Raw genomic sequence first — 21,654 nt, forward strand, 5'->3', positions numbered from 1 at the left:
TCTCGCGCGCCCCCGTCATTGCTACGCTCGATCCTCCAACAATCATCGGGGAGAGAGCAATGAACAAACGGAAAGTCCTCTGTGCGTGCCTGCTTGCAATGGCTGCCGCGCCCGGCCTGTCCAGTGCGGACATCCTTGGCTCGACCACAATCTTGCGGGGCATGCACTACACGCTGTATGACCTTGACCCGAACGATGGCGTGACGCCGTCGCTCACGTTCGATCCCACGCCATATGAGCGGGCAATGTGGAGCTCCGTCAGTGCGGAGTGGGTGCAGAACGGCAGATGGGGTGGTTCGACTCATCAGGAAGGATGGCCGGATCACGCAGGCAATCCGCTGTCGCTGGTCACCGAAGGGAATGCGTATCGATCTTCCGTAGACCTGAACGGACGTGCCGATGTCGCGACCCTTTCCCTTGCCAGCTCCAACGAAATCCACATGGACAAGAACGTGCTGCGGCGTGCCTATTCCAGCGTGCAGGGAGATCCTTATTCGTTCACGCTGTCCGCGAATACCAGGGTGGTATTCGGAGGAGAGATGATAACGTCGGCCAGCATCCAGGGACAGAAGGGCCTGGGCCAATGGTACAACGTGAATGGCCAGATTTACCTCTGGCTGTATGAGGCATTCCCCAACAATCCGCCAACCTTCCACGACTACTACGGCGGTACCTACGGATATCACCATCTCTTCACCACCGAGGATCAGCTGGTTCAGCTGAATGAAACGTCGCCGGTCGAACTGGAGTTCTCGAACACCACCAACACCAGCCTCAACGGCGGGGTGCGCTTTAACATGGACACAAACGCTGGCGGCCAGCTCACCGCCATTCCCGTGGTGCCCGAGCCGGAGAGTTACCTGATGTTCGCGGCCGGGCTGGGCTTATTCAGCCTGGTCACAAGGCGGCGGACTTAGGCCGGCCCGGGCCCGTCACGACTGCCCGGCAACAGCCGCGCACTCCCGCGCGGCACGCACGCAATCGGCCATCTGAGGATGTGACGCGAGCAGAGCAGCCGTCTGCTCGCAATTCGTTGCGCAGGCAACGCAAATGATTTCAGCCAGCGAACGGCGACCATCCAGTGCCTTGCCGGCAGTCTCGCACATGGCGGCGCACTTGATGAGGGCCTCGATTTCCACGTCGCCAAGCGAAGAGGGCTGCGTCGACTCGATCAGCCGGGCAACTTCACGGTTGCACAAGTCGTGGCAAACCTTACAGGCGTCGGTGCATTTTTGATAGTCATCTTCCATGGCGCGACCGAAGATATCACGGGCTGTGTGAAGTCTTCGTTAACAAACTCGCTTTCCCTTATTTCAGATTTTCCGGTTGACTTTGCATTTTTGCGCGAATACTATAATCAGAATTCGGATTATGATTTAGCCTGATCCGGTTGCTTCGACAACAACTTCTGGAGACATCAATGCGCTTCTCAGTCTTTCTCAACGCCCGCACCATGCAGGCAGACGCGGACAAACAGCTGATCATCGACCTGGAGCAGCATGCGCTGCTGGCCGACAAACTGGGCTTCGACGCCATCTTTTTGCCGGACCACCATTTCAACGGCTACATGCCGGTCGCCAGCGACAGCTATATGTTTGCCGCCTACCTGGCGGCCAAGATGCCGAACATGCACTTCGGCTTCTCGGTCACATCCGTGCCGCTGCATCACCCGGTCCGTTTCGTTGAGCGCATCAACATCCTCGATCACCTGACCAAGGGCAAGCTGCTGGTCGGTATCGGCTCCGGCACCACGCCGGAGGAGATGATCGGCTTTGGCGTCAACTACAAGGACGCAGGCCGCATTGCCGAGGAAAACCTGCAAGCCGCGGAAGCCTTGTGGAGCAAGAAGATTGAAGACGAAGCGATCGAACTGCACGGCTTCCACAAAGGCCGCGTGCTGCAGCGTATCGCGCCGATGCCGTATGGCCAGAAGCATGCGCGCCTGATGCCGGTTGCGATGAAGGAAAGCAGCACCACCCGCGCAGCCGTCAATGGCTGGCCGGCGTTTATCCCTGCTTTCACGCCGCCGCAAATCGGCGGCCTGGAACCGTTGAAGCATGTGAAGAAGTACTTCTCCAGCTATCACGAGCAACTGCTGGCCGCCGGCCACTCGGACGAAACGATCGCCGATGCCCTGTCCTGGACCACGCACAGCTACCAGTGCGTGCACCTGGCGGAAACCGACGAGCAGGCGCACAAGGAAGTACTGGAAATCCTGAGCGGTTACCAGGAAGCGATCGACCGCGAAGCCGAGTTCAATGCCAAGGCAGAATCGGACGACGCGAACAAGAAAACCGACCGCACCGGCGGCGCACTGACCGAGGAATGGATGGCTACCTGGGCACTGTACGGCAGCCCGAAGACGGTCATCGAGAAGCTGCGCGCTTACGAGGAAGTCGGCATCGGCAACATCCTGTGCGGCACCACCACCGGCCCGCTGACCGAAAAGCGCCTCGCTTACGCAAACCAGACCCTGCGTCTGCTGGCGCAGCGCGTGATCCCCGCCTTCAATTAAAAGGCCGCCATGAGCACTGAACTGAGCCTGGACGAAATGGCGATGCTGACCGCCGGCGCGTCGATGTGGACGACAGCCGCGGTCCCGCATGCCGGCATCCCGTCGCTGATGATGGCGGACGGCCCGATGGGCGTTGCCGGTCCGCGCGTGGACGAACGCGATATCTCGCTGCTGACCCCATCGCCGCTGGCGCTGGGCGCCAGCTGGGATGCGGAGCTGGTGCAGAAAGTAGGACGACTGGTGGGCGGCGAGGCAATTCGCCGCGGCGTGGACCTGATGCTGGCGCCGAATCTGAATATGGCGCGCAGCCCGCTGGCCGGCCGTGCCTTCGAATACTTCTCGGAAGATCCGCTGCTGTGCGGCGCGCTGGGCGTGGCCTGGATTCATGGCTGCCAGTCGGTTCGGCACGGGTGCGGTGGCCAAGCACCTCGTGTGCAACGACAGTGAAACGCTGCGCGACCGCATGAACGCCGTGGTCGATGAGCAGACCCTGCGCGAAATCTATCTGCTGCCATTCGAAATGGCGGCCGATGCCGGTTGCGCAGGCATGCTCACGGCGTACAACAAAGTGAATGGCGACTGGTGCGCCGAGGCCGGTCCGGTCATCAGCGCGGCAAAGAATGAATGGCGCTTCCCCGGCGTGTTCATGAGCGACTGGTTCGGCACGCATTCCACCAACGGCTCGCTGCAGGGCGGGCTGGATCTGGAAATGCCGGGACCGGCGCGCTACCTGGGCGCACGCAGCGCGGCGGCTGTCGCCGAGGGCGTGGTGCCGCACGCGCGCCTGCATGATGCCGCCGAGCGCGTGGCCCGCGTGGCGCGCCGTTTCGGCAGCGGCAAAGGGCAGCCCATGGCCGATGCCGAGGCCAGCGAACTGCTGATCGAAGCCGCCGCCGCCGGCTTCACGCTGGTGCGCAACGAGCAGGCGATCCTGCCGCTCGATATCAAGCGCTGGCCGCGTATCGCGGTCATCGGACCGAATGCCAGCGCGCCCTGTTTCCAGGGCGGCACCTTCGCCAAGATTGCCGTGAAGCCGGACGCCGTGTTGCCGCTCGATGCGCTGCGCGCCCGTTTCGGCGATGCCGTCGTGTGCTACGAGCCGGGCGTCGATCCGCAGCCGAAGCTGCCGCGCATGCCTGTACGGCCGGCACGTTCGCTTGGCGATGGCTGCGTGAAGGGCATGACGCTGGACTATTTCGACAACGCCGCCTTTGAAGGCGAGCCGCTGCTCAGCGAAACGCGCGACACCAATTCCCTCACCTGGTTCCATGGCGTGCACGATGCCGGCGCACTGCAGCGCCACGCGGGTACGCGCGCCAGCGGCGTCTACCTGCCTGCCGAATCGGGTGAGCATCTGTTCTACGTTGGCGGCACGGGCGCGCTGCGCCTGCTGGTCGATGGCGTGGAAGTGTTCCGCCGCGACGAGGAGCTGGCGCCGGGCGATGTGATGGGCCGTCTGAAGAGCGGCGATGCGGACAGCGTGCCCGTCGCGCTGGAGCAGCGCAGGGCGGTGGAAGTGGTGGTTGAATTGTGCTACACCGCTGCGCGCTGCCAGGGCCTGTGGTACGGCGTGCGCGGCCCCGGCGGCGCGGACGCCATGATGGCGCGGGCAGTGGCTGCCGCGGAGAAGGCTGACGCGGTTGTCCTGGTCGTTGGCGAGACTTCCGATGCCAGCGTCGAATCCAAGGATCGGCCGGATACTCACCTGCCTCCCGAGCAGATCGCGCTGATCGAGCGGATCTGCGCGGCCAATCCCAACACCATCATCGTCACCAATGTCGGCCATGCCTTCGACACTCGCTGGGAGCAGCAAGCACGCGCAGTGCTGCACTGCTGGTATCCCGGCCAGGAATTTGGCGCCGCACTGGCGCAGGTGCTGGCGGGCGACCGCGAACCGGGCGGGCGCATGCCCGTCACGATCGCGCTGGAGGATAGCGACTACCCCGCGCTGTCGCTGCAGCCTGATGCCAACGGCGACCTGCATTACAGCGATGGCGTGCGGGTCGGCTACCGCGGCCTGGCCGCACGGGGCATTGCACCGCGCCAGGCTTTTGGCGGTGGCCGCGGATACGCCTCGTTCGAGATGCGCGACGCCAGCGTGCAGGCGAGCACCGAGGGTGCCTATACCGTTTCGCTGACGCTGCGTAACACCAGCACCCGCGCCGGCGCGGAAGTGGTCCAGGTCTATCGTGCCCAGCCCGAGCTGGCGCTGGTCGCCTTCGGCAAGTTCCAGCTGCAGGCGGGGGAAGAGCGCCGCGTTGAGCTGACTGTGGCGAAGCGCCGCCTGCAGCAATGGCGCGGGGAATGGGTCGCGATTCCGGGACCGATCGACCTGCTGATCGGCGCATCCAGTGCGGACCTGCCGCTTTCGGTACAAGTTCAAAACTAGCACCACCAGGAGACAAGCCATGAACCAGGCATTTTACGCAGCGGCCGCCAATGGCCGCACCCCATTCATCGTCGGCATTGGCGGCACCACGCGCCCCGGCTCCAGCACCGAAAGCGCGCTGCGCGAGGCACTGAAGCATGCCGAAAAACTGGGCGCGCGCACGCAGCTGTTCGGCGGCGAGGCGCTGGCCGCGCTGGATGGATATTCGCCGGAAGTGCGCGAGCGCAGCGAAGGCCAGCAGGCCATCGTGGAAGCGGTGCGCCAGGCGGACGCGGTGATCTTCGCTTCGCCCGGCTATCACGGCGGCGTGTCCGGCCTGGTCAAGAATGCCATCGACCTGCTGGAAGACTTGCGGGCGGACGAACGCGTCTACCTCGATGGCATGCCGGTGGGCTGCATCGTCACCGCCGCCGGCTGGCAGGGCTGCAATACCACGCTCGCTGCGATGCGTTCCATCGTGCACGCGCTGCGCGGCTGGCCAACGCCGCTGGGCGTTACGCTGAACACCGCCGGGACCAAGCTTTTCGGCAGCGATGGGCAGTGCCTGGACGACCAGGTTTCGTCCAGCCTGAAGTTGCTGGCGGAGCAGGTGGTAGGCGTGCGTGTGCCGCAGGCTGCAGCTCAATAAAAATTGGAATTTTAATTCTAAAAACTGTGCTATTCTTGACTGGACCATGCCACTGCACGCGATGCGGGGCATGCGAAAAACAATATAAAAAAGTCCAGAACATTCGGAGACAAGTGTGCATCAACCACCCGTTGCAAGGCGCGGTTTGCATCGCCATGCGCTGATTTTGACTGGCCTGTGTGCCGGCAGCGCAATGGCGCAGGAAGCGCCCCTGATTGAAGTGATTGTCACGGCCCAGAAAACGGCGCAGCCGGCATCGAAGACGCCGCTGTCGCTGTCCGTGATCGGCAGCGAAGAATTGCGCCAGGCCGGCGCCACGAATGCCGTGGCGCTGACCGAGCTGGCGCCCAACGTGCAGATTTCCACGGACCTGGGCAAGCTGCAGATTGCGATCCGCGGCGTCGTCAGCCTCGATACCAGCGAGAAGGGCGATTCGTCCACCGCCTTCAATGTGGACGGCGCTTACGTCGGCCGCAGCGAAGCGCAACTGGGCAGCTTCCTCGACCTCGAGCGCATCGAAGTGTTGCGTGGCCCGCAAGGCACGCTGTACGGCCGCAACGCCACGGCCGGCGCCATCAACCTGATCACCAACAAGCCGGGCAACAAGCTGGAAGGCCGCATCGATACCGACATCGGCGACTACGGCATGCGTCGCATCGAAGGCATGATCAATGTGCCGGTGAACCAGACGCTGGCGCTCCGTGCGGCGGCGACCACCGTCAAGCGCGATACCTATCTGCGCCCCGGACCGAACACCGTTGGCCTGGAAGACCAGGACGATAACGCGGCCCGCGTGCACGCGCTGTTCACGTTCACGCCCGCCACCAGCTGGCTGCTGACGGCGGAGCGCAGCAAGTCCGGCGGGAATGGCGGCAGCACGGTGCCGCTGACGAACTTCTTCACCGGCACGCCCATCGCAGGCGGCAACAACCTGCTGAACCCCGTCTACGTGGACCGTGGCGCCGACACGCAGCTGACCGCAGCGAGCAAGTTCATCGCAAGCGATACGCACAAGAACGACGTTGCCACTTCCCTGCGCTCGGAATTCAAGACCAGCCTTGGCCTGGCCGACCTGACTTACCAGTTCGCGCGCCTGCATGCGGAAGTGGACCAGGTCAATAACGGCAGCTATTTCGGCTTCCCGCTGTATAACGTCGTGGACGGCGAATCCACCCAGCGCACGCATGAACTGCGCTTCAATTCGGCCGGCAAGTCCGACCTGACCTGGGTGGCCGGCCTGTACTGGTTCAACGAGGAGATCTTCCGCGCCTCCACCTACAATACGCAGACGCCCGGCCCGCTGATCGTGGTGCCGTTCGCACCGCACGTGAGCAGCCATTCCAAGGCCGCGTTCGGGCAGGCAACGTACAAGGTCAATGGCCAGCTGCGCTTGACGGCTGGCGTGCGTACCACGCGCGATGAGAAATCCGGCCACGACCCGCTCAGCGGCAGCCCGTCCGGTCCCGGCTACACGGCGCATGTGGAAAGCTCGAAATCGAACTTCCGCCTGGCAGCCGATTACGACCTGAAGCCGGCAGTCATGCTGTATGGCAGCGTATCAACCGGCTACAAGGCCGGCGGTTTCAACGACACCAGCGGCTCTGGCTACAGGCCCGAAAACATCACCTCCGTCGAGGCGGGCGTCAAAGGCCGATTCCTGGACAACAAGCTGCGCCTGAGCGCCGCCGTTTTCCACTACGATTACAAGGATATGCAGCTGACTTCCGTCGTCTGCACCGGCGCGGGAACGGCGGCCAACTGCGGTGCGCTGACCACCAATGCTTCCAGCGCCAAGGTAAAGGGTGTGGAACTGGAGGGGCAGTATGCGCTGACGCCGGACGACCGCCTGAACTTTTCCGTCGCCACGACGGACGGCAAGTTCGACGACTACAAGCCGAATGGCGTGGATGACTGGTCCGGTCAGCAGATCGACCGCGCACCTGCCTACAACGCCAGCCTGGATACGCGCACACCTTCGCGCTGGAGAACGGCGCAAGCGTGGTGGCGCGGGCCGGCACGCGCCTGAGCGGCGCCTACTTCCTCAGCGATCCGGCGGCGGCCATCCGCTACCGCCAGCCGTCCTTCCATAAATCGGACCTGAGCCTTAACTACACAGCGCCTTCGCAGAGCTGGTATGTGCAGGCCTATGTCCGCAATATTGAAAACAAGGTGACGTTCGAGAGCCTGCTGCCCGGCGGCTTCGGTCTGGGCGCACCCCGTACCTACGGCCTGCGCGCAGGCGTACAGCTTTAAGAAAGGCAAGCGATGAAGATCAGTAAATTGGAATTCAGCCGGCAGCCGGAAGCTTCTGCGCCGCGCGGCGGCGTGTCGCGGCGCGACGTGTTGGCGGCACTGCTGGCCGGCACGGCCATGGCGGGTGTCTGGAGCAGCGCTTCGGCAGCTGCTGCTCTGCAGGCTGCCGGCAATGCGGTCGCCGCCGCACGCGCCGGCCTGGCCAGGGAAGAGCTGGCGGTGCTGGCCGCCGCCGCCCAGGTCATCATTCCCGCCACCGATACGCCGGGCGCGGTGGAGGCCGGGGTGCCGCAGTTTATCGATGCGCTGGTGTCGCATTGGATGACGGCCGACGAAGCGGCGTTCTTCCGCAATGGCCTGTCCGCACTGGACGCCAGCGCGCGCCAGCGCTTCCAGCGCGGCTTCGCCGAGTGCTCGGCGGAGCAGGGCGCGGAGCTTATCCAGGCGCTGCGCGCATCCAGCCCTTACGGCGGCCGTACTTTTTCGCTGACCGACCGCATCCTCGACCCCAAGGCGCCGTTCTACCTGCGCCTGCGCGACCTCACGGTGCTGGGCTACTTCACCTCCGAGGCCGGCAGCACCACCGAATTGCGCTACCTGCCGGTGCCCGGCAAGTTCGAGGCCAACCTGGACATGAAGACCTGGCCCTACCAGACCGTCATCTAAGGACAAGACATGAGCAAGACCACCCAATTCGACGCCATCGTCATCGGTTCCGGCATTACCGGCGGCTGGGCCGCCAAGGAGCTGACGGAGAAAGGCCTGAAAACGCTGGTGCTGGAGCGCGGCCGCCTGATCGAGCACCAAAAGGACTACATCAATGAATTCACCGCGCCGTGGCAGGCCGCGAACCGTGGCCTGCCGGACCGCGAACTCGATGAGCGCGACTACGCTGTCCAGAGCAAGATCGAGCGCGGCGCCTTCAGCTGGGCCAACCGCCAATTCTGGATCAACGATCGCGAGAATCCCTACGAGCAGGTGAAGCCCTTCCGCTGGCACCGTACCAATGTGCTGGGCGGCCGCTCGCTGACCTGGGGCCGCCAGTCCTATCGCTGGGGTGACGACGACTTCAAAGCCAACCTGCGCGATGGTCACGGCAACGACTGGCCGATCCGTTATGCCGACCTGGCGCCGTGGTACACCCATGTGGAGAAATTCATCGGTGTCAGCGGCCAGCCGGAAGGCTTGCCGAATTTCCCGGACGGCCATTACCTGCCGCCGATGGAAATGACGGCGGTGGAAAAGGCGCTGAAGCAAAGCATCGAAGCGAAGTGGAAGGACCGCCGCGTGACCATCGGCCGCGTCGCCAACCTGACCGTTGAACACAATGGCCGTGGACCCTGCCAGTACCGCAGCATCTGCAACCGTGGCTGCTCGTTCGGCGCCTATTTCAGTTCGCTCAGCTCCACGCTGCCTGCAGCGCAGAAGACCGGCAACCTCACCGTGCGCGCCGACAGCGTGGTGGAAGCCATCGAAGTCGATCCGAAGACGAAGCAGGCCACCGGCGTGCGCATCATCGACGCCAAAACGGGCCAGCGCATGACCTACCGCGCCAAGGTGATTTTCCTGTGCGCGTCCACCTTCGGCAGCGTGCAGATCCTGCTGCAGTCGCGCAGCGCGACCAACCCCAACGGCATCGGCAATCACAGCGATGTATTGGGCCGCTACCTGATCGACCATCACGGCGTGGGCGCCTTCGCCGAGATTCCAGGCTTCGAGGACAGCAATTACCGCGGCCGCCGCGCCACCGGCATCCTGATCCCGCGCTACCGCAACCTGGGCGGCCAGGATGCGGACGCCGACTTCACGCGCGGCTACGGCTTCCAGGGTGGCGCCATGCGCGACGACTGGACCAATACCGCGGCGCTGACCGATGATTTCGGCGCCGGCATGAAGCACAATATCGCCCGTCCTGGCAAGTGGATCGCCTTCCTCGGCGCCTTCGGCGAGCAGCTGCCGCAAGCGCATAACCGCGTAACGCTGAACGACAAGAAGCCCGGCGGCTTCGGCCTGCCGCAACTGAGCTTCGATGTGGCTTATGGCGAAAACGAACGGCGCATGGCGGTCGATGCCGGCAAACAGGCGGAGCAGATGCTGATCGCCGCAGGCGCAAAGCGCGTCCAGCTGATTCCCGGCGCGTGCGCTGCCCGGCACTTCGATTCACGAGATGGGCGGCGCCCGCATGGGCAATGACCCGGCGGACTCGGTGCTCAACGCCCACAACCAAGTGCACGGCGTGCGCAACCTGTTCGTGACCGACGGCTCGGCAATGGCGTCCAGCGGTACCGTCAATCCTTCGCTGACCTATATGGCGCTGACGGTGCGCGCGGTGGATTACGCCGTGGCCCAACTGAAGGCAGGAAAGATATAATCGGCCGCTTGCGATCACAATGAGTTACCAAACTATGCCAACTACCAGCGCCCACGCCCGTGCGCCCAAGCAGGGCCGCAGCCGGCAGTCCTTCGAACGCATCATCGAAGCGACCATCGACCTGCTGCGCGAGCGTGCCTACGACCAGATCACGCTGGCCGAAATCTGCCAGCGTTCGGGTGTCTCCACCGGATCGCTGTATGGCCGCGTCGATGGCAAGGACGAACTGCTGCGTGTGGTGCAGGTGCGCTTCCTGGAGCGGCTGGGAGAGCGATTCACCGAAGAAGCCGAACGCATTGCGGCACAGGCCAAGGGCCTGGAGCAGGTGGTGCCTGCCGTGGTGGCCGGCCTTGGCAATCTGCTGAAGGAGAACGCCAGCGTGCTGCGCTCCTTCATGCTACGCGGGCCGAGCGATGAAGCGATCCGCAACGCGGGCCGCAAGTCGGCGGAAGACAACCACGCCAAATTCATCAACCTGGTGCGCGCCTGCAAGGGCGAGATCCGGCATCCGCAGCCGGACCGCGCCATCGATTCAAGCATGTTGCTGATCTACGCCACGCAGGCCCGTTTCCTGGGGCTGGACAGCGTAGGGGCATGGGGGAGCCGAGCAACTGGAATGAGCTGCTCGATGACCTCAGCGACATGATGCTGTCCTTCCTGTTGTTCGTACCGAAGCGCTGAAAGGCGTGAGCCGCCTTGCGGCTTGCGTGAAAATATAACCAGAATTTTGATTTTAATTGGATGAATCATGGCAACTACGACTCCTAAACTGCGCTGGGCCTATATGGACCACTGGCGCATCGACACGCCGCAAGGGCAGCTGTCGCAATACACTTCGGTCAAGCGTTTCGACGCTTTCCTGAAGCAGATTTCGGCCCTCGGCTTTGAGGCCATCGAGACTTTCGACTTCCACCTTGGCCCGCTGCGCGAGCTGTTCGGCTCTCTCGAAAACGCGCGCGCCTTCATGCAGGAGCGCGGCATCGACAAGGTCCTGAGCCTGTTCCACGCCGTCATGTACGACGAGCGCCAGAGCGCGCCGCATGTGCGTTCCACCCATGACCACATCTTCAACTATGCCCAGCACATCATGCGCAGCAGCCAGGGCCTGGGCGTGGAGAACTTCATCGTCATGCCGGCCGGCCTGTATTACGACGTGGAGCCGGTCACGGACGACAAGCTGAAGGCCTGCGCCGAGCTGTGGAACCGCGTCGGCAAGATGACGCTGGAATACGGCGTGAAGACTTGCTGCCACCACGAATTCTTCTGCGGCATCCGCAGCGCCGAGGAACTGCGCAAGTTCTACGAGTGGACCGATCCGCGCTACGTGTTCTTCTACTGCGATACGGCGCAGCACGTGATTGCAGGCGTCGATCCGGTGGATCTCTACCTGAAGCTGCAAGACCGCTGCGGCGGCTTCCACATGAAGGATACGAAGGACGTGGACCTGACCGGCGACTACCGCCGCAAGCCGGACGCCGAAGTGATGGCGCCGACCACGCCGCGCTGGTTCCACGAGATGGGCACGCCGGGCGGGCTGGTGGACTTCCCGGCGCTGATGAAGGCGATGAAGGAGTGCGGCTACGAGGGCTGGGTCGGCGTGGAGCACGACAAGGCCGATGTCGGCGGCGGCAACTACCCGGAAAGCACGGCGCTGTCGGCCTGGTACATCCAGCACGTACTCAAGAAAATCTACGCATAAGGTGAAGGCATGAATCAGATCAAATGGGGCTACGGCGTCAATCAATGGAAGGCCGGCTTTACCAGCTTCGCGCGGCTTGAAGAAATCGAGCGCGCGCTCAAGGTCACTGCGGCTTGCGGCTTCGACGCGGTCGAACTGAACGCCGGCAGCGGGCGCTGGGACCCGATCGGGCGTCCGGAGAACATCGCCATCAACTACGGCTCGGCAACGCACTTCCGCCTGAAGCTGAAGGACCTGGGCATCAATCGCGTGTCCAGCACCTTCTTCGATCCGACGGTGATGAGTTTCGAGGAGCTGCACTTCGGCCTGATGAGCACCCAGCCCGCCGATCACGCACGCATCGTGGCGCAAGCGAAAGTGCACGCTGAAATGCTGGCGGAGCTGGGCGGCGAGCTGCTGGTGGTGCGTCCCTTCCCGTCCTTCTGGAAGGAGGGCGCTTTGAATGCCGAGCGCCTGGCCGCTGCCGCCGATTGCTGGAACCAGGTTGGTGCAATGGCCGCGGCCCTGGGCCTGAAGACCGCGCTGCATGTGGATGCCTTGTCGGCGCTGCGCACGGCGGATGAACTGGAACAGCTGATGCAGCTGTGCGACCCTGTCAATGTGGGCCTGGCCTTTGACACCGCTGAACTGACGATCGCAGGCCATGACGTGGTGGCACTGTACCGCCGCTTCCACCAGCGCGTGCTGCACTTCCACTTCAAGGATGCGCTGGCAGTCGACACGCTGGGCGAATACAAGCTGCAGAACGCCGAGCGCGCGATGATCGCGGCGGGCGGCGAGCGCGAGATCCCGCGCTGGTTCGGCGAAATGGGAACGGGTCTAGTCGATTTCCCGGCCTTGCTCGCCGCCATGCAGGAACACGGTTATGCTGGCTGGGTGATCGTGGAAAGCGACAAGGGGCCGGAACCGATTGCCACCGGCATGATGCTCAACAGCTGGTACAAGCAGAACGTGCTGGACCGCATCGCACGCTGAACCCGCGGCGCAGGCCGACATGAAAGGACTACCGTGAATCCTCTCCAGACTACGCAGCCCCAGTCACCCGTGCTGGCGGCGTCTCCCTCCGCCGCGCGCAAGGGCGGTGCCGCCCAGGGCATCGCCTTGATGGCCATCATGAGCATGCCCACGCTGGCGCTGGCCGCGCTGGTGCCCGGCCTGCCGCAACTGTTCCAGCAGTTCTCGTCGGTACCGCAATTCCAGTTGCTGGTGCCGATGATTATCACGGTGCCTTCGCTGTGCGTGGCGCTGTTCTCCGGCGTGATGGGGGTGATCGCGGACCGCTGGGGGCGGCGCAAGCTGCTGCTCGTGGCGCTGTTTGCGTTCTCGCTGCTCGGCCTCGCGCCGATGATGTTCGACAGCCTGGTCCTGATCGTTGCCAGCCGCGTGGTCGTGGGCCTGGCCGAAGCGGCCATTCTCACCGTCGGTAATGCGCTGATGGGCGACTACTTCGAGGGGGAGGAGCGGCAGAAGTGGCTGGGCTACCAGAACATGTTCGCGCCGCTGATCGGTTCGGCCATCCTGCTGTCCGGCGGCTTCCTGGCCGGCATGCACTGGCGCTATCCCTTCCTGATGTACCTGAGCGGCTTTGCCGTGCTGGTGCTGGCGCTGTTCGTCTGCTGGGAGCCGCGCAGGTCGGCGCCTGCCGGCGCGCGTGAAGCTGCGGCCACGCCTTTCCCCTGGCGCGCCTCGCTGCTGGTGTGCGGCGTGACCGTGCTGTTCTCGCTGGTGTTCTTCGTGCAGGCCGTGCAGCATGGCCGCATCTTTGGCGACATGGGCGTTGCCTCGCCCGAACGCATCAGCATCCTGGCTACGGTCGCGAGCCTTGGCACAGTCCTTGGCGGCTATCTGTTCAAACGCTTTGGCCAGGTGACCGTGACGATGTGGATGGCCATTGTGCTGGCCTTCTATGGCGTCAGCTATATCGGCGTGGCGTGGGCTCCCAACCTCGTGACCGGCCTGCCGCTCGACGCGCTGGGCCAGGTCGGCGGCGGACTGATGCTGCCGGTGCTGGTCACCTGGGCGTTGCAGCACTACGGTTTCGAACACCGCGGGCGCGGCATGGGCCTGTGGGGCGGCGCCTTCTTCCTGGCCAGTTCCTCAGCCCGCCGCTGCTTACCCTGATCGGCGCATCCGGAACGAGCTTCCTTGGCAGCGTTGCCGTGATCGGGGCCGCCTGCCTCGTCATGGCCGCGCTCATCGCCGGCCGTCATTACTCACTTAAAGAAAGATAATCATGCAATTTGCAGCTTGTATTGAATGGATGTTCTTGGACGGGAACGAGGATCTTGCGTCCCGCATTCGCGCCGCACACGCGGCCGGCGTTCAGGGTGTCGAATTCCACCTGTGGCGCGAGAAGCCGCTGGATGCTATCGAGGATGCGCTGAACGAAACCGGCGTGAAGCTGCGCAGCTTCTGCATCGAGCCGCGCCGCAGCATTGTCGATCCTGCCGATCACGAGGCGGTACTGTCCGCAGTGATCGACGCGATTCCTGTGGCGCAGCGCTTCAAGGGTGCAGGCATGGTGCTGGCTTCCGGCTTCACCCGTGAGGGCGTGCCGGAGCAGGAGCAATTCGATGCGGCGGTCAGCGTGTTGAAGCGCGCCGCCGCAATGGCCGAGCAGGCAGGCACGGTGCTGTGGCTCGAGCCGGTGTACATGGTCGTCAACGGCCAGCGCATGTTCGTGGACACGATTGGCCGCGGCCTGGATATCGTCGCGGCAGTGAACAGCCCGGCCTTGCGCCTGCTGGCGGACGTCTATCACTCGGCCCAGGCGCAGGAAGACTTCGCGCAGGCTGTGGGCGATCGCATGCCGCTGATCGCCCACGTGCAGGTGGCCGATACCGACGGCCGCCATGAACCGGGGACCGGCAGCCTGGCGTGGCCTCAGATCATGTCCGTGCTGCGCGAGAAGGGTTACCAGGGCGATATCGGCCTCGAATACTTCCCCACCGTTGGCGACCACGATTCGCTGGCAAAGACCCGCCATGCGCTCGGCCTTTAACCGCCGCCGCTTCCTCTCTGCGCTCGCTGTTGCGGGCGCTTTTCCTTTCTGCTCCATTGCGGGGGCGCAGTCCCTACGAGGCCGGCTGCGCCAGGGCCTGACGCCGCATCTGTTCAACGCGGAACTCGAAGATACCTGCCGGATGGCGGCGGCGCTCGGGATTCAGGGCCTGGATTTCGTCAGCAACCCGGCAGACTGGCCTACCGTGAAAAAGCATGGCCTGGTCGTGTCGGTGCTGCGCGTCGACTACGGCGGCGGCATTTCCACGCCGGGCCGGGCGCCGGCCGGGCCGGCGGGATGGAACGCGATCGGCACCCCGGACAAGGACGGGCAATTCGAAGCGGCCCTGCGCGACCGGATCGACGCCGCAGCGGCGAATGGCATACCGAACATCATTGTTTTGTGCGGTGAGCGCGGCGCGATCGGCTATGACGAGGGAAAGCGCAATGCAATCGGCTTCCTGCGGCGCGTGTGCGGCCACGCCGAGGCGCGCGGCGTCACGCTCGTCGTCGAGAACATCAATTCAGGACACGCTGGCGGGCCGCCTGAGCCACCGGGCAGCATGTTCGATCACCTAGCGTGGGGGCTGGACGTGGTCACGCAAGTCAACTCGCCGCGCGTCAAGCTGCTGGTCGACCTGTATCACGCCCAGCTGATGGATGGGAACATCACCAACTTCCTGCGCAAGAATATCCAGTGGATCGGGCACTTCCATACGGGCGGCGTACCGGAGCGCCATGAAATCGACGAAACCCAGGAACTCAATTATCGCCACGTCGCAAAGACCATTGCGGACCTGGGCTACCGCGGCTTCATCAGCCACGAATGGACGCCCTCCGCCGGCCAGGACAAGCTGGCCGTTCTGCGCAAGTGCATCGACATCATCGACGTTTAAGCGCTTACCGGCGTAACGGCTTCATCACGCGCGCCAGCCGGCTGGCGCCAAACATGGCGGCGGCAATCAGGCCGTAGAACAGCGGCAGCACGTGCAGGAAAGCGTTGGCGTACTGGCTGGCCTCGGCCGTTTCGGGATGGAGGCCGTGGAAGAAGGCCAGGCCGGCCAGGGCGACGCCGAATGCGGCGGCAATCTGCTGCACGGCGGTGAACATGCCCGATGCAACGCCGGCGTCGGACATCGGCACATCCTGCAGCGTGGAGTTCGACAGCTGCGGGCCGCACAATCCCATGCCCAGCCCCATGCCGAACTGCGCCAGTCCGAGAGGCCAGTACAGCAGCTGCCCGCCATGCACCGCCCAGGCCGCGAGGCACAAGCTGCTGCCCGTCACAGTCAGGCCTACCATCATCACGCGCACGCCGAGAAGACGGAACAGCCGCGGCCCGATCAGTGTGATGCCACCCATGGCGCCGAAGGCAATCGGTGCGCAGATGAAGGCCATTTGCGACGCCGTCAGCCCGATGCCGGTTTGCAGCACAAAAGTCATCACCAGCAGGTAGCCCGGCAGGATGGGATTGATGCACAGGGTGCACAGCAGCCCAAGCGCCACTTTCTTCAGCTTGAACAGGGATAGCGGTACCAAAGCATCGCCGCGCGTGGCCTGCCGCCAGCGCAGGTAGCGCACCATGCCCCAGCCCAGCGGCAGACTGGCGGCCATCAACGCAATCAGCGCAGGAGGCCACTCGCGTGCGGGGCCTTCGATCAGCGGCGCCAGCACGGAGAACAGCAGCAGAACGGACAGCGCAGCGCCCAGCAGATCGACTGGCACGGCATTCACGCCGCGGCCGCGCGGAAGCAGCATGATGCCCGCCGCAAGGCTGAACAGGCCGATCGGCAGGTTGATGAGGAAAGTGAGGCGCCATCCAGGCCGAACCAGTTCGCGTCGATCAGCAAACCGCCGACGATGGGGCCGAGTGCTGCGGAAAAACCGCCAAGGAAGCCGAATACCGTGTACACCTTGTAGCGCTGCTCCGGCGGATACATGACCTGTACCAGCGCCATCACCTGCGGCACCATCAGCGCCGCGCTGGCTCCCTGCAGCACGCGGGCGATCTGCAGCGCAAACGCAGTGGGCGCCAGGCCGCAAGCCATGGAGGTCAGCGTGAACAGCGAAATCCCGATCAGGAACATGCGCCGGTAGCCATGGCTGTCGCCCAGGCGTCCGCCGGCAATCAGCAGCACGGCGAAGGCGGTCGCATAGCCGGCAATGATCCACTCCAGCGCCGCCTTGCCGGCGCCGATGGTCTGGCCGATGGATGGGATGGCGACGTTGACGATGGTCGTGTCGAGCAAGTCCATGACAAAGGCGAGTGCGACCGCCACCAGGGCCAGTGTGCGGCGGCGGGACGTGAAAGAGGAAGCGGCATGGAAAGCGCTGCCCTCCGTGCTCTGAACGGCTTCGTGCATTATGAATTTCCTGGTTGTTGTGGGGTGCCGCAAACGGCGGCCGGAACTGCCTAGACGTTTGCGGCGACGGTGATAATCTTGTCGCGCATCCAGCTGATGGCCGGATCATTGCTGCGATGCTTATGCCATTGCAGCATCTGCACGAGATGCGGGATGCGTGGTGGCGGCTCCCACACCTTGATGGGAAGTGTTTCCTGTGCGCGCAGTGCGATGCGGCGGTGGACGGTGGCGATCCTGTCGGTGCCGACCACCATCGAGGGCAGGGCGGTCATCGTGGGCGCCGTGACTTCGACGCGGCGCTTGACGTCGAAGCTTTCCATGAACCAGCCGTCGAACGTTGAAAGCGGGTTTGCGTTGGCAAAATTGGCGATCACGTGGCCGCAGGAGAAATAGTCGTCCAGCGTCAGCCTGTCCTTGATGCGCGAGTTCTCGTTCCAGGTCACGCACAGATAGTCTTCCTCGAACAGCGCGGCGGCCGGATGGTCCTTTGCGATGTATTGCGACGGGATCACGAGGAAGTCCGCATCGCCCTGTTCCAGGACTTCGCCCGGGCGGTCGGACTGGTTGCGCAAATTGATGCGCAGGCCGGGCGCTTCGCGGTAAAGGGCTTCCAGCAGCGCAGGCACCAGTACCGCTGTCGTGTAATCGGATACGAGCAGCGTGAAGGTGCGCGTTTCCGTCGCGGGATCGAACAGCGGCTGGGCGGCGATCGTGGTGTCGATGCGCATCAGCACTTCGCGTACCGGCTCGATCAGCTCCTTCGCGCGCGGCGTAAGGAGCAGCTGGCGGCCGGAGCTGACCAGCAGCTCGTCCTTGAAGTATTCGCGCAGGCGCGCCAGCGCGTTGCTGGTGGCGGGCTGGCTGAGATAGATCTTTTTCGGCGGCGCGGCTGATGCTGCGCTCCGTCAGCAAGGCATTCAGGACCACCAGCAGGTTCAGGTCAAGTTATTGAATCGCATGATCCCTCCGTGGTGTCAGGCCGACGCGCGCACGACCAGGGCGTGCTGCAGCGTGCAGGATTCGGCAGACCCGCCGTCCAGGCGTTTCAGCAGCATCTCGGCTGCCGTGGCGCCCAGCTCGCGCACCGGCTGGGCGATGGTGGTCAGGCCCGGCTCGAAGACATGCGCTACCGGGATGTCGTCGAAACCAAGTACGGCAATGTCTTCCGGCACGCGGCGGCCGACGCGGCGGAAGGCCTTGATGGCGCCGATGGCCAGCGTGTCGGACACCGCGAAGACGGCGGTCGGCGGCTGCTCCATCGCCAGCAGCGTGCCGGCAGCCTCCATGCCGTGCACATAGTCGGTCCCGCGCGCCGTGCGCACAAGCTGCGGCTCGACCGGAATGCCGGCGCGGCGCAAGGCATATTCATAACCTTCGTGACGCTGGCGCGCCCACAGATAATCTTCGTTCGCGCTGATCAGGGCAATGCGGCGGTGGCCACGGTTGATCAGGTATTGCACCGCATCGATCGCGGCCTGGCGGTGATCGATGCTAACGCTAGGCACGCTGTTGTCGTCCACGCATTCGGAGCAGGCCACCCAGGGCAGGTCGGGATCTCTTGCAGCAGCGGTTTCAGGTCGGAGAACCGGGCAAGGCTGATCACACCATCGGCGAGGCGCTTGTACAGCGCATCCAGCGAAGGGCTTTCACGGGACAGCGTTTCCGACGCATCCGCCACCACCAGGCTATAGCCACGCTTGCGCGTCACCGACTCCACGCCTTTGACGATTTCGGCGAAAAATGGATTGGCGAAATCCGGCACCAGTACCAGCAGCAGGCGGGTTTCACCCCGTATCAGGCTGCGGGCCACCGCGTTGGCGCGATAGCCCAGGGCTGCCATGGCAGCTTCGACGCGCGCCCGGTGTCGTCATTGACCGCCTTGGTCTTGTTCAGGACCCGCGAAACCGTGGCAATGGACACGCCGGCATGCTCGGCGACGGCCGAAATGGAGGCCAGCTTGCCTTGTGCTGCATGCGGAATGGTGTCGGGATATTTGGCTGGCATTGCGAGTCCGGGTGGAAAAACTTTTCCCAATATAGCGGAAAAAGCATCCCGTTCGTGCCTTTCGACGTATTCAAGATTTGGATACCACATATCCATAAAAAGCCGCTCTGAAAGGCATTTGCTGGTTGAGGAAAGCGCCGGGAAAGCGATATCATAATCTCGGTTCTAATTTTTGGCCAGGACATCAATAAAAAGGAGGACATGCCCATGGGCAGCCAAAGTAATACGCGCCAGGCAGACTGGCGGCAGGGATGGATTCTGGTCTTTTCCGGGTTCCTGCCCGTGATGGCGATCATTGCACTTGCGCCAACGTTGCCCACCCTGCTGGCGCATTTTCATGACGTCCCGAATGCCCGCCTGATGGTTCCGCTGCTGATCACGGCTCCCAGCGCCTGTATCGCACTGTTCGCGCCGGGCGCCGGCGTAATTGCCGACCGCTTCGGCCGCCGCCGCTTGCTCCTGTGTGCGATGGCGCTGTATGGCGCGGGCGGATGATCCCCTTTGTCATCGATAACTTCTGGGCCGTGGTGGCCGGGCGTGTCGTCATCGGCATTGGCGAAGCAGGCGTGCTGACCGTGGTGAATACGCTGCTGGCCGACTATTACGAAGAGCAGGCGCGCCACCGCTGGCTGACGATACAGGGCGTAGTCGGTTTGGTGCTGGGCACCGTCACGATTGCCTGCTCGGGCTTCCTGGCAGCGCAGGGCTGGCAATATCCTTTCCTGGTCTATGCCGTGGCGATCCCGATTTTCCTGGCAAGCCTGGCCTGGCTGTTCGAGCGGAGCCGCGCAGGAAGGCGTTCGACAAGCAGGGCGCGCCAGCCCGCAGCACGCCGTTCCCCATATGGTGGCGCTGATGGTGTGCAGCGTGACGGTGATCCTCTCCACGATCTATTACGTCCAGGTCATCAACTTCTCCGTGCTGCTGAAGGACCTGGGCGTGGCCGATCCGAAGTCGATTGGCCTGAGCATGGCGCTGCCGAGCATTGGCGTGCCGATCGGCGCCATCGTCTTCAAGCTGACGACTCGCTTCGGCGCCGCCGCGCAAATCGTCCTGGTGTTCATCTGCTTCGCTGTTGGCCTGGGCGGCATCGGCATTGCGCCGGACTACAAGGTTGCACTGGCCTTCGCCTTCGTGCAGCAACTGGCCAACGGCATCATCGTTCCGGCGCTGATCGCCTGGACGCAGAGCAAATTTTCCTTTGAACACCGCGGCCGCGGCATGGGCTGGTGGGCCAGTTCCTTCTTCGTCGCGCAATTCCTGTCGCCTGCCGTCGTCAACCTGATGCGCGGTTGGGTGGGCAATCTTCAGGGGCGGATTTCTGGCCTTCGGACTGATTGCCGCCGTGTGCGCCGTGATGGCCGGCCTGCTGCGCCTGCGCGTACCACCGGCGCATTCCCAAGCTTCCCTTTGAACCGTCAACCCCGAGGTCCTGCATGAACACTAAGCACAGCATCAAGCGTGGCGTCTCCCTTTACAGCTACCAGTACGAGACTTTCCTGCGCAAGATGACTCTTGACGACTGCATTGCCCACGCCGCCGGTCTTGGCGCGCGCGGCATCGAAGTCGTCAGCGAGCAGTCTTTTACCGGTTTCCCCAACGTGCCACAGGAGCAGATCGATGGCTGGTTTGCCTCGCTCGAGCGCCACGGCGCTTACGCCCAGTGTCACGATATGTTCCTGGACGTGAAGCTGTACAAGGACCGCAAGCTGAACTTCGACGAAATGGTCGCTTCGCTGCAGCGCGACCTGCGCTTCGCCAAGCGCATCGGCTGCAAGAATTTACGCCTGATCGTCAACACGCCGCCGGAAGTGGTGGTGGCCTGCGTGCCGCTGGCCGAGGAACTGGACGTCCGCATGGGCATCGAAGTGCACTCGCCATTCCACTTCGACCATCCGTGGATCCTGCGCTATACCGAACTGACACGTGCCACCGGCTCCGACCACGTGGGCTACGTGCCCGACATGGGCATGTACACCAAGAACTATCCGCCCGTGTTCCGCGACCGCTTCCTGCGCAACGGCGCAACGCCGAAGATCGTCGAATTCATCCTCGAAGCGCACGCGGCGCGCGTCCTGCCGGACTATGTGCTGATGGACGTGCGCAAGCTGGGCGGCAATGCCGTCGACCTGCAGATGGCCGAGACGCTGCGCCACAATATCTGGAGCAACCCGCGCCGCATGCTGGAGTTCATGCCATGGATCTTCAATATCCACGCCAAGTTCTACGAAATTGACGACAGCGGCAAGGAGCCTGCCATCCCATATGAGGAAATCATTCCGGTGCTGATCGAGGGCGGCTACAGCGGCCACCTGTCCAGCGAATACGAAGGCCAGCGCCATATCGAGGACGCCTTCGAGGTCGATGGCCGCGAACAGGTACGCCGCCAGCAAGAAATGTTCAAGCGCCTGTTGGGCGAAGTCTAAGGAGAA

At 63.7% G+C, this 21,654-nt stretch carries 26 protein-coding genes and 2 pseudogenes; 20 read left to right on the plus strand and 8 right to left on the minus strand.

Translation table 11 applies throughout. From position 1 onward, the window contains the following. Nucleotides 1-59 precede the first annotated feature (59 nt). A complete protein-coding gene (locus ACHMW6_RS06840) occupies nucleotides 60-917 on the plus strand; it encodes a PEP-CTERM sorting domain-containing protein (protein WP_395406371.1) in 858 nt (285 codons plus the stop codon). A gap of 15 nt (nucleotides 918-932) precedes the next feature. On the opposite strand, the gene ACHMW6_RS06845 is transcribed toward ACHMW6_RS06840, so the two are convergent. Continuing rightward, the gene (locus ACHMW6_RS06845; protein ID WP_395406372.1) at nucleotides 933-1,250 is read right to left on the minus strand and encodes a hypothetical protein; all 318 of its coding nucleotides are present in this window, start codon (nucleotides 1,248-1,250) and stop codon (nucleotides 933-935) included. Nucleotides 1,251-1,420: 170 nt separating this feature from the next. Here ACHMW6_RS06845 and ACHMW6_RS06850 point away from each other — a divergent pair, with 170 nt between their 5' ends. The 15 genes from ACHMW6_RS06850 to ACHMW6_RS06920 all read left to right on the plus strand — a co-directional run bounded on the left by ACHMW6_RS06850 (nucleotide 1,421) and on the right by ACHMW6_RS06920 (nucleotide 15,751). After that, nucleotides 1,421-2,515 (plus strand): LLM class flavin-dependent oxidoreductase, encoded by a 1,095-nt coding sequence (locus ACHMW6_RS06850; protein ID WP_395406373.1) that lies wholly within the window; start codon nucleotides 1,421-1,423, stop codon nucleotides 2,513-2,515. Between the two features lie 9 nt (nucleotides 2,516-2,524). After that, nucleotides 2,525-2,962, plus strand: a complete 438-nt coding sequence (locus tag ACHMW6_RS06855) for a glycoside hydrolase family 3 N-terminal domain-containing protein (RefSeq protein WP_395406374.1) — start codon at nucleotides 2,525-2,527, stop codon at nucleotides 2,960-2,962. Continuing rightward, nucleotides 2,901-4,904, plus strand: coding sequence for a glycoside hydrolase family 3 C-terminal domain-containing protein (locus tag ACHMW6_RS06860; RefSeq protein ID WP_395406375.1), 2,004 nt, complete (start codon nucleotides 2,901-2,903; stop codon nucleotides 4,902-4,904). Before ACHMW6_RS06855 ends, ACHMW6_RS06860 begins: the two co-directional genes overlap by 62 nt. A gap of 19 nt (nucleotides 4,905-4,923) precedes the next feature. Next, nucleotides 4,924-5,532 carry an NADPH-dependent FMN reductase gene (locus ACHMW6_RS06865; RefSeq protein ID WP_395406376.1) on the plus strand — a complete coding sequence of 203 codons (609 nt, stop codon included), beginning with the start codon at nucleotides 4,924-4,926 and terminating at the stop codon, nucleotides 5,530-5,532. Nucleotides 5,533-5,647: 115 nt separating this feature from the next. Beyond that, nucleotides 5,648-7,558 carry a TonB-dependent receptor gene (locus ACHMW6_RS06870; protein ID WP_395406377.1) on the plus strand — a complete coding sequence of 637 codons (1,911 nt, stop codon included), beginning with the start codon at nucleotides 5,648-5,650 and terminating at the stop codon, nucleotides 7,556-7,558. Further along, the gene (locus ACHMW6_RS06875) at nucleotides 7,531-7,785 is read left to right on the plus strand and encodes a hypothetical protein (protein ID WP_395406378.1); all 255 of its coding nucleotides are present in this window, start codon (nucleotides 7,531-7,533) and stop codon (nucleotides 7,783-7,785) included. Before ACHMW6_RS06870 ends, ACHMW6_RS06875 begins: the two co-directional genes overlap by 28 nt. Nucleotides 7,786-7,797: 12 nt before the next feature. Then, nucleotides 7,798-8,451 carry a gluconate 2-dehydrogenase subunit 3 family protein gene (locus ACHMW6_RS06880; RefSeq protein ID WP_395406379.1) on the plus strand — a complete coding sequence of 218 codons (654 nt, stop codon included), beginning with the start codon at nucleotides 7,798-7,800 and terminating at the stop codon, nucleotides 8,449-8,451. A gap of 9 nt (nucleotides 8,452-8,460) precedes the next feature. Beyond that, entirely contained in the window at nucleotides 8,461-9,978 is a 1,518-nt protein-coding gene (locus tag ACHMW6_RS06885; RefSeq protein WP_395406380.1) for a GMC family oxidoreductase N-terminal domain-containing protein, read from the plus strand. Beyond that, on the plus strand, nucleotides 9,968-10,156 hold the full coding sequence (locus ACHMW6_RS06890; protein WP_395406381.1) for a GMC oxidoreductase: 189 nt from the start codon (nucleotides 9,968-9,970) through the stop codon (nucleotides 10,154-10,156). Before ACHMW6_RS06885 ends, ACHMW6_RS06890 begins: the two co-directional genes overlap by 11 nt. Nucleotides 10,157-10,190: 34 nt before the next feature. Beyond that, nucleotides 10,191-10,802 (plus strand): TetR/AcrR family transcriptional regulator, encoded by a 612-nt coding sequence (locus ACHMW6_RS06895; RefSeq protein WP_395406382.1) that lies wholly within the window; start codon nucleotides 10,191-10,193, stop codon nucleotides 10,800-10,802. Nucleotides 10,803-10,904: 102 nt separating this feature from the next. Further along, nucleotides 10,905-11,855: a sugar phosphate isomerase/epimerase family protein gene (locus ACHMW6_RS06900; protein ID WP_395406383.1), complete on the plus strand. Its 951-nt coding sequence runs from the start codon at nucleotides 10,905-10,907 to the stop codon at nucleotides 11,853-11,855. A gap of 9 nt (nucleotides 11,856-11,864) precedes the next feature. After that, nucleotides 11,865-12,830, plus strand: coding sequence for a sugar phosphate isomerase/epimerase family protein (locus ACHMW6_RS06905; protein ID WP_395406384.1), 966 nt, complete (start codon nucleotides 11,865-11,867; stop codon nucleotides 12,828-12,830). Between the two features lie 33 nt (nucleotides 12,831-12,863). Continuing rightward, nucleotides 12,864-13,976: an MFS transporter gene (locus ACHMW6_RS06910; protein WP_395406385.1), complete on the plus strand. Its 1,113-nt coding sequence runs from the start codon at nucleotides 12,864-12,866 to the stop codon at nucleotides 13,974-13,976. 145 nt (nucleotides 13,977-14,121) lie between these two features. After that, nucleotides 14,122-14,856, plus strand: coding sequence for a TIM barrel protein (locus ACHMW6_RS06915; RefSeq protein WP_395406386.1), 735 nt, complete (start codon nucleotides 14,122-14,124; stop codon nucleotides 14,854-14,856). Beyond that, on the plus strand, nucleotides 14,840-15,751 hold the full coding sequence (locus ACHMW6_RS06920) for a TIM barrel protein (RefSeq protein WP_395406387.1): 912 nt from the start codon (nucleotides 14,840-14,842) through the stop codon (nucleotides 15,749-15,751). Before ACHMW6_RS06915 ends, ACHMW6_RS06920 begins: the two co-directional genes overlap by 17 nt. Before the next feature lie 4 nt (nucleotides 15,752-15,755). Here the strand turns inward: ACHMW6_RS06920 and ACHMW6_RS06925 are convergent, their stop codons facing one another. From ACHMW6_RS06925 to ACHMW6_RS06955, 7 genes and pseudogenes are all read right to left on the minus strand, one after another. After that, nucleotides 15,756-16,688 carry an MFS transporter gene (locus ACHMW6_RS06925; protein WP_395408553.1) on the minus strand — a complete coding sequence of 311 codons (933 nt, stop codon included), beginning with the start codon at nucleotides 16,686-16,688 and terminating at the stop codon, nucleotides 15,756-15,758. Continuing rightward, nucleotides 16,586-17,218 carry an MFS transporter gene (locus ACHMW6_RS06930; RefSeq protein ID WP_395406388.1) on the minus strand — a complete coding sequence of 211 codons (633 nt, stop codon included), beginning with the start codon at nucleotides 17,216-17,218 and terminating at the stop codon, nucleotides 16,586-16,588. The genes ACHMW6_RS06925 and ACHMW6_RS06930 overlap by 103 nt, the downstream gene beginning before the upstream one ends. A 50-nt stretch (nucleotides 17,219-17,268) precedes the next feature. Further along, nucleotides 17,269-17,946 carry a LysR substrate-binding domain-containing protein gene (locus tag ACHMW6_RS06935; protein WP_395406389.1) on the minus strand — a complete coding sequence of 226 codons (678 nt, stop codon included), beginning with the start codon at nucleotides 17,944-17,946 and terminating at the stop codon, nucleotides 17,269-17,271. A gap of 45 nt (nucleotides 17,947-17,991) precedes the next feature. After that, a pseudogene (locus ACHMW6_RS06940) lies at nucleotides 17,992-18,090 on the minus strand (LysR family transcriptional regulator); the annotation flags it as partial. Between the two features lie 102 nt (nucleotides 18,091-18,192). Further along, nucleotides 18,193-18,723 carry a substrate-binding domain-containing protein gene (locus tag ACHMW6_RS06945; RefSeq protein WP_395406390.1) on the minus strand — a complete coding sequence of 177 codons (531 nt, stop codon included), beginning with the start codon at nucleotides 18,721-18,723 and terminating at the stop codon, nucleotides 18,193-18,195. After that, nucleotides 18,666-19,058: a hypothetical protein gene (locus ACHMW6_RS06950; RefSeq protein WP_395406391.1), complete on the minus strand. Its 393-nt coding sequence runs from the start codon at nucleotides 19,056-19,058 to the stop codon at nucleotides 18,666-18,668. The genes ACHMW6_RS06945 and ACHMW6_RS06950 overlap by 58 nt, the downstream gene beginning before the upstream one ends. Next, nucleotides 19,013-19,222: a LacI family DNA-binding transcriptional regulator gene (locus ACHMW6_RS06955; protein WP_395406392.1), complete on the minus strand. Its 210-nt coding sequence runs from the start codon at nucleotides 19,220-19,222 to the stop codon at nucleotides 19,013-19,015. Before ACHMW6_RS06955 ends, ACHMW6_RS06950 begins: the two co-directional genes overlap by 46 nt. Before the next feature lie 207 nt (nucleotides 19,223-19,429). Between ACHMW6_RS06955 and ACHMW6_RS06960 the strand changes: the two genes are divergently transcribed. The 4 genes and pseudogenes from ACHMW6_RS06960 to ACHMW6_RS06975 all read left to right on the plus strand — a co-directional run bounded on the left by ACHMW6_RS06960 (nucleotide 19,430) and on the right by ACHMW6_RS06975 (nucleotide 21,648). Next, the gene (locus ACHMW6_RS06960; protein ID WP_395406393.1) at nucleotides 19,430-19,717 is read left to right on the plus strand and encodes an MFS transporter; all 288 of its coding nucleotides are present in this window, start codon (nucleotides 19,430-19,432) and stop codon (nucleotides 19,715-19,717) included. Next, nucleotides 19,714-19,986: pseudogene (locus tag ACHMW6_RS06965) on the plus strand (MFS transporter); the annotation flags it as partial. The gene ACHMW6_RS06960 and the pseudogene ACHMW6_RS06965, both read left to right, overlap by 4 nt. A 91-nt stretch (nucleotides 19,987-20,077) precedes the next feature. Then, on the plus strand, nucleotides 20,078-20,662 hold the full coding sequence (locus ACHMW6_RS06970; protein ID WP_395408554.1) for an MFS transporter: 585 nt from the start codon (nucleotides 20,078-20,080) through the stop codon (nucleotides 20,660-20,662). Then, entirely contained in the window at nucleotides 20,659-21,648 is a 990-nt protein-coding gene (locus tag ACHMW6_RS06975) for a sugar phosphate isomerase/epimerase family protein (protein ID WP_395406394.1), read from the plus strand. Before ACHMW6_RS06970 ends, ACHMW6_RS06975 begins: the two co-directional genes overlap by 4 nt. Nucleotides 21,649-21,654 lie beyond the last annotated feature (6 nt).

The organism is Pseudoduganella sp. UC29_106 (assembly GCF_044055365.1).
GTDB lineage: Bacteria > Pseudomonadota > Gammaproteobacteria > Burkholderiales > Burkholderiaceae_D > Rugamonas.